General features: G+C 70.1%; 11 protein-coding genes. 6 read left to right on the forward strand and 5 right to left on the reverse strand.

The window, feature by feature from the left end; translation table 11 throughout:
* Nucleotides 1-304 precede the first annotated feature (304 nt).
* Both GXY85_02605 and GXY85_02610 read right to left on the reverse strand, forming a co-directional pair.
* Nucleotides 305-784, reverse strand: coding sequence for a hypothetical protein (locus GXY85_02605; protein ID NLW49719.1), 480 nt, complete (start codon nt 782-784; stop codon nt 305-307).
* A 104-nt stretch (nt 785-888) separates the two neighbouring features.
* A complete protein-coding gene (locus GXY85_02610) occupies nt 889-2,391 on the reverse strand; it encodes a radical SAM protein (GenBank protein ID NLW49720.1) in 1,503 nt (500 codons plus the stop codon).
* A gap of 423 nt (nt 2,392-2,814) precedes the next feature.
* Here GXY85_02610 and GXY85_02615 point away from each other — a divergent pair, with 423 nt between their 5' ends.
* Complete coding sequence (locus GXY85_02615) at nt 2,815-3,993, forward strand: Gfo/Idh/MocA family oxidoreductase (GenBank protein ID NLW49721.1); 1,179 nt, start codon at nt 2,815-2,817, stop codon at nt 3,991-3,993.
* Between the two features lie 15 nt (nt 3,994-4,008).
* Here GXY85_02615 and GXY85_02620 read toward each other — a convergent pair whose 3' ends face one another.
* Nucleotides 4,009-5,052, reverse strand: coding sequence for a Gfo/Idh/MocA family oxidoreductase (locus GXY85_02620; GenBank protein ID NLW49722.1), 1,044 nt, complete (start codon nt 5,050-5,052; stop codon nt 4,009-4,011).
* A gap of 192 nt (nt 5,053-5,244) precedes the next feature.
* Between GXY85_02620 and GXY85_02625 the strand changes: the two genes are divergently transcribed.
* Complete coding sequence (locus tag GXY85_02625) at nt 5,245-5,814, forward strand: hypothetical protein (protein ID NLW49723.1); 570 nt, start codon at nt 5,245-5,247, stop codon at nt 5,812-5,814.
* A 112-nt stretch (nt 5,815-5,926) separates the two neighbouring features.
* Here the strand turns inward: GXY85_02625 and GXY85_02630 are convergent, their stop codons facing one another.
* Complete coding sequence (locus GXY85_02630; GenBank protein ID NLW49724.1) at nt 5,927-6,511, reverse strand: hypothetical protein; 585 nt, start codon at nt 6,509-6,511, stop codon at nt 5,927-5,929.
* A 602-nt stretch (nt 6,512-7,113) separates the two neighbouring features.
* Here GXY85_02630 and GXY85_02635 point away from each other — a divergent pair.
* The 4 genes from GXY85_02635 (at nt 7,114) to GXY85_02650 (ending at nt 10,876) form a co-directional block, all read left to right on the forward strand.
* Nucleotides 7,114-8,130, forward strand: coding sequence for a TetR family transcriptional regulator (locus GXY85_02635; GenBank protein NLW49725.1), 1,017 nt, complete (start codon nt 7,114-7,116; stop codon nt 8,128-8,130).
* A gap of 38 nt (nt 8,131-8,168) precedes the next feature.
* Entirely contained in the window at nt 8,169-8,588 is a 420-nt protein-coding gene (rnk, locus tag GXY85_02640; GenBank protein ID NLW49726.1) for a nucleoside diphosphate kinase regulator, read from the forward strand.
* A 36-nt stretch (nt 8,589-8,624) separates the two neighbouring features.
* The gene (locus GXY85_02645) at nt 8,625-9,746 is read left to right on the forward strand and encodes a PTS sugar transporter subunit IIA (protein ID NLW49727.1); all 1,122 of its coding nucleotides are present in this window, start codon (nt 8,625-8,627) and stop codon (nt 9,744-9,746) included.
* Nucleotides 9,747-9,862: 116 nt separating this feature from the next.
* On the forward strand, nt 9,863-10,876 hold the full coding sequence (locus tag GXY85_02650) for a zinc-binding dehydrogenase (protein ID NLW49728.1): 1,014 nt from the start codon (nt 9,863-9,865) through the stop codon (nt 10,874-10,876).
* Between the two features lie 26 nt (nt 10,877-10,902).
* On the opposite strand, the gene GXY85_02655 is transcribed toward GXY85_02650, so the two are convergent.
* Nucleotides 10,903-11,613, reverse strand: coding sequence for a 4Fe-4S binding protein (locus GXY85_02655; GenBank protein NLW49729.1), 711 nt, complete (start codon nt 11,611-11,613; stop codon nt 10,903-10,905).
* Between the last annotated feature and the right edge of the window lie 405 nt (nt 11,614-12,018).

Here is a 12,018-nt window from a genome sequence, read left to right on the forward strand (position 1 = left end):
GCGGCCCTCCACCGGCACGGAAGGTTCACGCCGCTGGAGGGGCACGCTCCGTCGTGCCCGGCCGTGCGTCTGCCCGCCTGTGCATGTGCCCGGTCCGGCCATCCCCGGCCGCGACGGCGCGCGGCCCTCCACCGGCACGGACGGTTCACGCCGTTGGAGGGGCACGCTCCGTCGTGCCCGGCCGTGTGTCTGCCCGCCTGTGCATGTGCCCGGTCCGGCCATCCCCGGCCGCGACGGAGCGCGGCCCTCCACCTGCACGGACGGTTCACGCCGTTGGAGGGGCACGCTCCGTCGTGCCCGGCCGTCAGTCGTGCCACTCGAGAACGTGCATCTCCCCCTGGTAGGGCCACTCGTCGGGCGTCGCGACGAATCCCTTACGGACAGGATTGTGCCTGACATAGTGCCACTTCGCCGCGTAGCTTTCCCCCGTACGAAGCTGCCGATCCCAGAAGGATCTTTGCCAGATCGGGTGCTCGTCAGGCCATGGCCACTTCCGCGAAACGATGCTCTTCCAGTACTTGATCCACTCGCCAAGGGCGGGGCACTCCCACTCCATGGGTGAGCAGAACATGTGTATGTGGTCGGGCATGAGCACGTACCGTCCGACGCCCCAGAGGCGTGCCTCCTGCCAAGCCGACAGCAGGGTTTCGTGGGCACGCCCACGGGCCAGGATCGGTGCTCGCCGGGCGGTGCAGACCGTGACGAACACGACGATGGACGTGTTGAAGCGCTGGATCGCGGGCAGATGTGCGGGGGTCTTTCGTTTCGGCCTGTCAGTACCCATTGTGTTCTCCTCACGTGCCGTTGGAGGGGCACGCTCCGTCGTGCCCGGCCGTGCTCTTGGGGGGCTGTGCCACGCACGTCGACGTCCCGCTCTTCAGCGGGCTCTCATGCCTCGACGGCCGCCGCGTAGTGGTCGGCGATGCGGCGCATGGTGTCGTGCCGGTAGAGGCACCAGATGCAGAACGGCACGGTGTGGACCTCGCCCGTGTCGGGGTCGACGTAGACGAACATCGCTCCGCAGCGCTGCATGCGTTCGGATTCGAGCGAGTGGGGTTCCTCGAACGGCAGGGTGGTCACCTCCACCGTCTCCTGCACGTTCGTGTGCTCGCGCAGCAGGTGCTTGAGCTTGCGCCCTCTCAGCAGGCCCCAGAGGATGCGCAGGGAGGTGCCGATGCGGCCGCCCTTGAGGATCCGGCGGAAGTCCAGGCTGCGCAGCAGCGGCGGGGCGAACGTCCGGAGGGCGAGCAGGCGCCCGCGCAGGCGCTGCCAGGGCCGGGCCGCGTCCAGCTTCTCCAGGCGCGGGTTGATCTTGACGGCGCGGCCGATCATCTCGTCGGCCAGCTCCGCAAGGGGGCGCTTCAGGTAGTGCCCGAGCGGCCGGAACCGCTCGCCGTCCGAGATCAGGACCGTGGCCGACTCGCAGTTCGGATGCACCCTGGAGAACCGCACGCGGCTGTCGCTGAAGAACCGGTGCGCCGGTTCGAAGAAGCTGAACGCGCCCACCGGCAGGAACTGGATGTCGTCGCAGTCGAGGGCGTCCTCCAGGATGTGCTCGACGTCCTCGAGCGTCGTCATCACCCGCGTCTCATACTTGTCGCCTTCCCACAGCTCGGCCAGCGGGATGAAGAACAGGCGGCGGATCACGGACCGGTAGCCGTGCAGGAACTCGAAGTGGTCCCGCATCTTGTCGTCGTTCAACTGCCGGGCCAGGGTGCAGACGACGGTGTGCCTCCGCTTCGAGTGCTTCCGCACGTTCTCGAGCGCGTCGAGCTTCCTGTAGTACGCGTTCGTGCTGCCGCGCATGCGTTCGTAGATCTCGGGGTCGCGCCCGTCGAATGCCAGAAGCAGGTCGATGTTGGCCTCGCAGAGCCGTTTGCAGTAGTCCTCGTCGCCCACGCGGATGGAGTTGGTCACGACGGAGATCGGCAGGCCGTTGTCGCGCGCCATCTGCACGATCTCGAACATGTCCTTGCGTACCGTCGGCTCCCCGCCGAAAAGCTCCACGCGCGGCGGCGGGTCCCAGGTGCCCACCACCTTGAACAGGTGCTCGAAGTACTCCAGCGGGGGGCTGAACTCGAAGCCCATGCCCGGCACGTTCGCCAGGCAGATGGGGCAGTTCAGGTTGCACCGATTCGTCACGTCGACGAACACAAGGCGCGGCGCATGGTCGAGGCCGCACGACTCGCAGTGGAGGGTGCAGGACAGCGTCTCGGGGGCCTCGTAGCGGCACAGACGGCGCTTCCACTGCCAGCGTTCGGCGTCGGAACTGACCAGGCTCTGCGTGGGGCCGCAGTCCGGGCAGTTCTTGCGCACGTACACCTTGCCGTCCTCGATCACGTGCTCGATGGGCACCCGCCCTCGGCACTTCTCGCAGACACCCTTGTTCATCTGTCTCTCCGTCGCGCGCGGACCCTGAGCCCGCAGGTGGGTCACGCACCATGATAGCGGACCGGACGGCCGCATGTAAACCGAACGGATCCCCCGCGCAATCCCCGGCCGCGACGGAGCGCGGCCCTCCACTTGCACGGACGGTTCACGCCGCTGGAGGGGCACGCTCCGTCGTGCCCGCGCTGGCTGACGCTCCCGGCCGCGACGGAGCGCGGCCCTCCACTTGCACGGACGCGACACGCCGCTGGAGGGGCACGCTCCGTCGTGCCCGGCCCCAATGGGCAGGCACGGCCGTCCCCGCCCGCCCGGCGCTCCCAAGCGTTCGCCCGCGGGCGAGAAGGAGGGTTGAAAGCCGTTGCGCGTCCGGGTAGCGTCTTCGCTCTGGGTAACTTGACGGCCCGATCGAACGGAGGATCAGGATCGATGCCACCGACGGAACTCAGAATCGGCGTCATCGGCGCCGGCGGACGCGGCCGGCTGGCCTGGCACGCCCACAAGCCGGATGAGGGCGTCCGCATCGTGGCCGGGGCGGACGTGCGGCGGGCCGCGCTCGAACAACTCAAGGAGCGCTGCGGCCCGGAGACCTTCGTCACCGACGACTATCGCCGGATCCTGGACCGCGACGACGTCGACGTGGTGTTCGTGACCACGCCGGACTACCTCCACGAGGAGCACGCCGTCGCCGCCCTTTGCGCGGGCAAGCACGTCTACCTCGAGAAGCCGATGGCGATCACCATCGCCGGCTGCGACCGCATCCTGCGCACCGCGTACGAAACCGGCCGCAAGGTTTACGCCGGCCACAACATGCGCCACATGACGTTCGTGCGGAGGATGAAGGAACTGATCGACGGCGGCGCCATCGGCGAGGTCAAGACGGGCTGGTGCCGGCACTTCGTCGGTTACGGCGGCGATGCCTACTACAAGGACTGGCACGCCGAGCGCAGCAAGTCGACGAGCCTGCTCCTGCAGAAAGGCGCGCACGACATCGACGTGCTCCACTGGCTCTGCGGCGGCTACACGTGCCGCGTGACGGCCATGGGCGCCCTGACGCTCTACGACCGCATCACCGATCGGCGGTCCCCCGAGGAGCCGCCCGACGTGTCCTGGCGCATGGAAAACTGGCCCCCGCTGTCCCAGACGCGCCTGAATCCCGTCATCGACGTCGAAGACCTGAACATGATGCTCATGGCGCTCGACAACGGGGTGCTCTGCTCCTACCAGCAATGCCACTACGCACCGGACGGCTGGCGCAATTACACCATCATCGGCACCGAGGGCCGCATCGAGAACTTCGGCGACTCGCCGGGGCACTGCGAGGTCCGGCTCTGGAACCGCCGGGCGCACTACAACGGCGAAGGCGACGAACGCTTCCCCATCCCGGCCGTGTCCGGCGGACACGGCGGCGCGGACCCGGCCATCGTGGACGAGTTCGTGCGCTACGTGCGCGACGGTGCGAAGGTCTCCACGAGCCCCGTGGCCGCGCGGTTCAGCGTCGCCGCCGGCTGCCAGGCCGCCGCATCGCTCCGCAACGGGAGTGAGCCGATGGACGTGCCGCCGCTGCCGCTGGAGATCATCGAGCACTTTGCGCGGGACGTGCAATAGGAGCGGAAGGGCCGTTCAGACCTTGACGGCGCGGCCTTCGGCGTCCGACTCGAAGCAGGCGTCGAGGACCTTCTGAACGGCGGCGCCGCGGGCGAAGTCCGGCTGGTCGTTGACGCCCGTGCGGATGCTCTTGATGAACCGCTGGTAGATCGTCGGCGTGGCCGCGCACCGGACGGTCGACCACTCCTGCGTTCGGATGTTCCTGCCCCGGCAGACCTGCAGCTCGGTGTAGGACCTGTCCAGGTCGACGATGATGCCGCCCTCCTCGCCGTAGACCCGCAGCAGCAGCGAGTTCTTGTGGCCCGTCGCCCAGCGCGTGGTGTGGATGGTGCCGATCGCGCCGTCGGCCGTCTCGACGGTGATGACGGCCGAGTCGTTGGCGTCCAGCCTGTACTCCCCGATCCGGTCGCCCCTGGCCTTCGGGAAGGTCTTCAGGCGGCAGTTGACGGAGCGGATGTCGCCGGCCGCGTAGGAGGCGAAGTCGATGATGTGCACGCCGATGTCGCCGAGCACGCCCTTGCTGCCGTGCGCGGTCGAAAGCCGCCAGAGCCAGGCGCTGCCCGAACGCCAGTCGCCCCAGTGGCTCGACGTGAGCCAGCTCTGCAGGTAGCTCGCCTCCACGTGCATGACGCGGCCGATGTCGCCCCGCCGGATCATGTCGTGCGCACGGTGGATGGCCGCGGAGTTGCGGTAGGAGAAGTTGACCATGCTGACGACGCCCTTGCGTTTTGCAGCGGCCGCCATCCTGCGGGCGTCCGGGTAGTTCGTCGCCAGCGGCTTCTCGCAGAGCACGTGCCTGCCGGCCGCGATGGCCCTGAGCGAGACGGGCGCATGGGCGGCGTCGGACGTGACGTTGCTGAGCGCGTCGAACTCGACCTCGGCCAGCATCTCGTCCAGGTTGCTGAAGGCGTGCGGCATGCCGTGGCGCTCGGCGAAGGCCCTGGCGCGCTCGGGGACCACGTCGCAGGCGGCGACGAGCTTGCACCCCTTGATGTCCGCATAGGCCCGGGCATGGGTGTTGGCCATGCCGCCCGTCCCGACAATCGCGATTCGGATCATGCGAAGTCCCCTGCACTTGTGACGCGAGAACGCGGGACATTCTGCCGGATTCCACCGCCTGCGTCCAGGGCGTTCCGGGCCTCCAGGCGGCCTGCGGGACGCATCCCTTGATTCTGCCCGCCGCCGGTTCCTACCATGGCGGTACGCGTGCATGCAGAGAGCGGACGCGACACTCGACGGAGGGAACGAACGATGGACGGACACCGCCGGGCCGGTCGCGCGGCACTCGCCGCGGCGCTCGCCCTCGTCCTGGCCCTGTCGCAGGGCTGCACCTACCTGCGGCATCGGGGCGAGGACCTGCTGGACCTGGGCGACTTCGGGGTGACCCTCTCGATCAAGCCCGGGCTGGCGCTCTACGCCAACGGCGTCTCCGTCTCCCCCGGCGGCCTCAGCTACGTCGACGGCTACTTCCTGGGCTTGGGCGGCGGTCGGCTCGGCTTCACGCGGCACTACCAGCGCTGCTGGGGGCTGTTCGTCCTGGGCCATGAGACGCACGCGTGGGGCGACTTCAACAAGGGCGACCCGACCACCCTGAACCGGCAGTATGTGGGCGTGCTGGGGCTGCCGACGTTCGCAATCCTGCAGTCCCGCCCGGCCTACATGCCGTCCTGCATCCACTACCTTCACGTGGGGTTCTTCGGGGTCGTCGCCAACGCGCGTTACATGGAGATGCTGGACTTCATGCTGGGCTGGGCGTACATCGACCTGGCCCGGGACGACGGGCGCACGATGAGCCGATGGCCCTGGCGGGGCGATTACTGAGGGGGGAGGTGCCGGGACCGGCCGCCGGTGGTCAGGCTCTGTCTGAGAATCCCTCCGGCTCCGGCCGGCTTCTCGCTCGGCCTCGGGCCGACGACGAATTCTCAGACAGAGCCTAATCGTAGAAGAACCAGTCGCCCCTCTCCAGCCCGTCGTCGCACGCCAGATCGAACGTGGTGAAGCCCAGGATGAGGTCCAGCATCTCGGCGTACCGGAGGTTCGCCACCGCGCCGACGGGGCCCACATGGATGTAGTGCGTGCAGGCGGGGAAGTAGGCCGGCGGCGGTATCCGCGTGCCCGCCAGAACGGCGTCCAGCCCCATCGGATGCGAGTAGTGACGCCACCGTGCGTTCTTCGACCAGATGATCTGCTCCCGCCCGGTGTAGGACATCCCGCGGCAGTTGGCCTTGAGCTTCACCGACCCGACCCAGCCCCCGCCCACGCCGAGGAAGCGGGCGTCGAGGTTGGCGTAGCCCAGGCACCAGACCGAGGCGAAGCAGCCGTAGACCGCCAGCCTGGGCTTGCGCGTGAACGTCAGGCCGATGTCCACGGTGTCGGCGCAGTCCTCGGCGCGATACTTCAGATAGCGGCCGGCCGTGCGTCCGGCCTGGCGGAGCGTGCTGCAGCCGACCGAGCCGAAGGCAACCGCGCAGAGCGTCAACAGGGCCGCGGTTCGCAGTGAGGTTCGGCGTCGCGACATGCGGCGATTTCCCGGGGGCTGATGGTCCGTTGCGTTCCCGCAGACACTGCCCGCCAGAGTACCGTCGCGCCGCGCCACCGTCAAGGCGCTGCCGCGCACACGCAGACGAACATGGACCGGCGCGCTTCGGAGCGGGGCGTGTATGAGCGGGCACGGCCGGGCACAAACGGAGTCCGTCCGTGCAAGTGGAGGGCCGCGCTCCGTCGCGGCCGGGGATGGCCGGGGCGGGCACAAGCACGGGACGGGCAGACGCACGGCCGGGCAGACGCACGGCCGGGCACGACGGAGCGTGCCCCTCCAACGGCGTGGTCGCATGCGTGCAAGTGGAGGGCCGCGCTCCGTCGCGGCCGGGGATGGCCGGGGGGGCACAAGCACGGGACGGGCAGACGCACGGACCGGGCACGACGGAGCGTGCCCCTCCGGCGCCGTGGCGCCGCGGGCGTGTCCGTCCGTGTTGGTCCGTGCCGCGGCGGACTTGACACGGGTGGGGCAGGGGGTATGATGAAGAGTGTGTCATTCATTGAGGAAGTCTTCAGGAGGCGCTCGCGGTGCCGCGGGTCCAGAAGCCGACAACAAGGGCGCGCAGGAAGCGGGAGGCCGAGTTGCGGCGACGTGCCGTGCTGGACGCGGCAGGGGAGGTCTTCACGTCCGACGGGTACCACGCGACCACGACCGAGAAGATCGCGCGGCACGCGGGCGTGTCGGTCGGGACGGTCTACAACCTCTTCGGGAACAGGGACAGGGTCTACGCGGCGGTCGTGCGGGACGTGGCCCAGGGCATGCTGAAGCACCTGAAGGAGTCGCTCCTGCCGCAGCCGGATGCGGAGGCCGCTCTGGAGGCGCTCATCCGCTGGCGGCTGGCGGAGTTCCGCCGGCACCGCCTGCTGCTGGTGCTGTTCTCGTGCGAGCAGGCCCCCGGGGCGTATCCGGACCCCGACGCGCTGTCGCACGACGTGCGGAGCCTCTACCTGCGCTACCTGGACATGGTGGCCGGCATCCTGGACCGGGGCATCGAGCAGGGCGCCGGCGAGCGGCTGCAGCCCCTGCACCTGGCCCTGAGCTTCGAGGGGGTTCTGAGCGCGTTCGTCGGCTACTGGATGCCGCCCGGCCGGGCCCGGGACGTTGCCCGGCAGGTGCGCAACGTGAAGGAGACGTTCATGCGGATGGCCGGCCTCGGGCCCACGCGGCCCGTGCCGGACGCCCGGCGGCGGGCCGTCTACATCACCAGCTTCGACCTGGCGCGCGTGCGGGAGCTGGCGGCGGTTGCGCGCAGTTTCGGGGGCGCCGAGAGCGCGGCCTACCTGGACGAACTGGAGGGCGAACTGGCGGCGGCCCGCGTTGTGGACCCGCGGGCCGTTCCGCCCGACGTGGTGACGATGAACTCGCGCGTCCGCCTGGTCGGGACGGCCTCCGGGCGGAGCACGGTGCGTCGGCTGGTGTTCCCCACCGAGGAGGACGACGCTCCGGAGAACCTGTCCGTCCTCCAGCCGCTGGGCACGGGCTTGCTGGGCCGACGTGTGGGCGACACCGTCCGGGCCGACGGATCGGACGAGGAGCGGCGGTATGAGATCGCCGGTCTCCTCTATCAACCGGAGTCGGCCGGCGATTATCATCGGTGAGGGTCGTCTTTCAGACAGTTGGCGGAAAGGTGGTGTCTATGGCAACCGAGAAGATCGTTCTGACGGATCAGGACCATGCCCGGTTGTCCGACCTGGCCGTGGAGGTCGGCAGCGCGGCCGACGCTGCGATGGCGCGCGACGCGGACCTCCTGATGGGGGAGCTGGAGCGGGCCCGCAAGGTCCCCTCGGCCCGCGTGCCTGCGGACGTGGTGACGATGAAGTCCACGGTGAGGATCCGCGACCTTGATTCGGATGACACGCTGGTCTGCACGCTCGTGTGGCCCGGGGAGGCGGACTTCACGGAGGGGAAGATCTCCGTTCTGGCGCCGATCGGTCTGGCGCTCCTGGGCAGCCGCGTGGGGCAGACCATCGAGTGGGAGGTGCCCGCAGGCAAGCGGCGGTTCGTGGTGGAGGAACTGGTCCACCAGCCGGAGGCGAGCGGCGAGGTCGAGCTTTGAGACGATCCGGCCGGCCCTTTCGATTCGGAGCGTGACATGGCCAGGCTGAGACTTCGGCCCGGCTCGCCGGTCATCGACCTGCTGGCCGAGGGGCACCCCCACCATGCCCTGCGCTGGTGCGCCGACGCCCTGGCTGCGGCGGCCGGGGCGCGGGTGCGGAACCTGCGCGGGACCGGCGAGGCCCCGCCCGGCCCGGAGGGCTCGCCCGCCATGCTTGTGGCCGGATGGACCGCGCCGGACGAACTCCAGCACGTGATGGCCCAGGCGCTGAAGCTCGAGGTGCCGGCCGTGCTGGTTCGTGCGGAGGCCCCCGAGGCTGCCGATCGCGTGCTGATCCCCATGAGCGGCGGCCCGCACGTCCTCCAGCAGCTCTGGGTGGCCCGGGCACTGGCGGCTGCGCGGGCGGTGCGCCTGCATGCCGTGCATGTCCGGCCGGGCGGCGACGGCTCCGGCCCGGCCGCCGACCTGGCCCGCATCTACGCCGAAGCCATGGGCGTGGAGGACTCCGTGGACGTCTCCGTGGCGGCCGATGCCGTCTCGGGGATCGTGGCCAACATCCGGGCCCGCGACCTCGTCGTGCTCGGCGCCCCCAGCCACTGGCGGGCGGTTCAGCACTTCGAGGGCTCCATCCCGGACCGGATCGCGGGCGTCGTCGCGAACCCGCTGGCGATGGTCCTGAGCAAGAAGAGCAGCGGCATCCGGCTGCGCGACGTCTTCTGGGGCAGCATGATCCGGGTGAACCTGCGGCCCCGGGACAAGGCGCACGCCATCGAACAGCTTGTCGACACGCTCGTGACGCACAGCCAGGTGCCGACCGAGTGGCGCGACCGCCTCATCGCCCGGGCGCTGGCCCGGGAGGAGGTCGGATCGACCCACGTGGGCTGCGCGACGGCCTGTCCGCACGTGACCGTCCGCGGCTTCCCCGGCATGATCGGCTGCCTGGGCATCTGCCCGGACGGCGTGCCGTTCGGCCCGCCGGACGCCCCGCCGGTCCACTTCGTCTTCCTGCTGGTCAGCCCCGAGGGGTTCTACGACGACTACCTGACGGTGCTCTCCGGGATCGCCCGGATCGTCGTGCGCCCGGAGGTGCGGGCCGCTCTCCTGGCGTGCGACAGCCCTCCGGAGGTGGAGGCGATCCTGCGTCGGGCGGACGAGTGAGCCGGCAGGCGGACGGGTGCCGCCGCGGCGCCGCCCCGTGTGCTGGAAGATCGCGGGGGCACCCGCTATCCTGTTGCGCGGCACCGAACGCCGTTCCCCGAACCGCAGGAGGCACCATGGCCGCCAACCCGTCCGTCGTGTTCGCCGCCCCCCGGCAGGTGGTCGTCGAGGACCGCCCCATGCCCGAACTCCGCCCCGGCGAGGCGCTCATCCGCACCCACTGCACGCTCATCAGCACCGGCACCGAGCTGTCGGCCCTGCTGGGCGACCAGCCGCGCGGCGGCATCTGGACCGAGTACGGCAAGTACCCCAGCCGGCCCGGCTACAGCAACGTGGGCACCGTGATCGAGGTCGGGGAGGGCGTGTCCGGGGACCTCCTCGGCCGGCGCGTCGCGAGCCGGGCGCCCCACGCCGCCGTCGTCAAGCAGAGCGTGGACAGCTTCTGGCCCGTCGCGGACGACGTGTCGGACGAGGCCGCCGTCTTCAGCACCCTGGCCATCATCTGCCTGAACGGCGTGCGGCGCAGCGGACTGAGGTTCGGCGAGTCGGCCGTCGTCTACGGCATGGGCCTGCTGGGCCAGCTCACGGCGCGGTTCTGTCACTTCGCCGGCGCGCGGCCGGTCCTCGGCGTCGATATCTCGGAACACCGGCTCGGCTTCCTGCCCGATCAGCCGGGCTACGTGCGCGTCCGGGGCGACAACGACCCGAAGGCGGCCGTCTCGGAGGCCACCGCCGGGCGCCTGGCGGACCTGGTGTTCGAGCTGACGGGCAACGGCGACGTGCTCCCGAAGGAGTTCGACCTCCTGCATCCGCAGGGGCGCTTCGTCGTCCTGTCCAGCCCGCTGCGGCCGACGAAGTCCTTCGACTTCCACGACCTCTGCAATGGGCCGTCGCACACGATCATCGGCGCGCACAACGGCTCCCATCCGCTGACCGCCAGCCTCGGGAACCCCTGGACGCAACTGCGCGACCGGGAGCTGTTCGCCGACATGCTGGCCAACCGCGACGTGGAGGTGGAGAGCCTGGCCACGCGACGGGAGCCGGTTGAGAACGCCCCGCAGGCCTACGCCGACCTGATCGCGGACCGCGGCAGCCAGATGGGCGTGATCCTGCAGTTCCCGCGCGACTGACCTGCGGGCGCGTTCCGGCCCCTTGCCTACCAGCCCAGGGCGTCCTTGGGACAGGCGGCGACGCATTCGCCGCACTTCAGGCAGTCGCGCGTCTGAAGGGCGCCCACGCCCTTGTCCTGTCGGATGAGAAGCCCGAACGGGCAGACCCTCTCGCACTTCTTGCAGTCGATACACAACTGCGCGTCGATCCGGAGCGGCCGCCGCCCGCCCCCCAGCACGTTCTGCATCGTGCCGGACGGGCAGAACGCGCACCACGCCCTCGGGTGGACCAGCAGCCCCAGCACGACGGCCAGCGCCGTCGTGACCACGCACATGAGCCAGAAGACGTGCCCCCAGTGGCGGACGTCGCCGGGGTTCCGCGAGATGCGGAAGACCATGAACCCCATCAGCAGGACCAGCAGCACCCAGCGCAGCGCCATGCTGCGGAGCCTGTCGGGGATGGGCCGGCGCGGACTCAGCGGGCGGATGACGCGGTCGAGGAACGCCCCGCGGGGGCAGAGGTTCCCGCAGACGTAGCGGCCCCGGAAGAGGGCGGCGATCATCCCCGTGATCATGACCACGGGCACGGCGAACCCGAGCAACGGGTACTTCCACCCCAGGCCGATCACCACGAGGACAACCGGTGCCAGGCACCACTGGATGACGCGTCTTCGTTTCACAGGTTCGCACCCCCTGGCGGCGGACACACGGCTTCTGCGCGCGCAGCCGCCTCCGGCCGCGCCCGGCCTCCCGTCCATCGTAGGCGAACCATCGGATCGCGGCAAGGGCGCACACGGATCCATACGGACGCGCGCCTCCCAACGGGTCGCCCCGGGCGTCCTCGCCCGGGGCGTCCGTGCAAGTGGAGGGCCGCGCTCCGTCGCGGCCGGGGCGACAACGACCCGAAGGCCTACGCCGACCTGATCGCGGACCGCGGCAGCCAGATGGGCGTGATCCTGCAGTTCCCGCGCGACTGAGCGGCTCTCTCTACGGAATGGACCGCGGAGGACGCAGAGAACGCGGAGAACAGATCTCCTCTACGGAATGGACCGCGGAGGACGCAGGGAACGCGGAGAACAGACCTTCTCTGCGGAATGGACCGCGGAGGACGCAGGGAACGCGGAGAACGGATCTCCTCTACGGAATGGACCGCGGAGGACGCA

Source organism: Candidatus Brocadiaceae bacterium, assembly GCA_012728835.1.
Taxonomy (GTDB): Bacteria; Planctomycetota; Brocadiia; order SM23-32; family SM23-32; genus JAAYEJ01.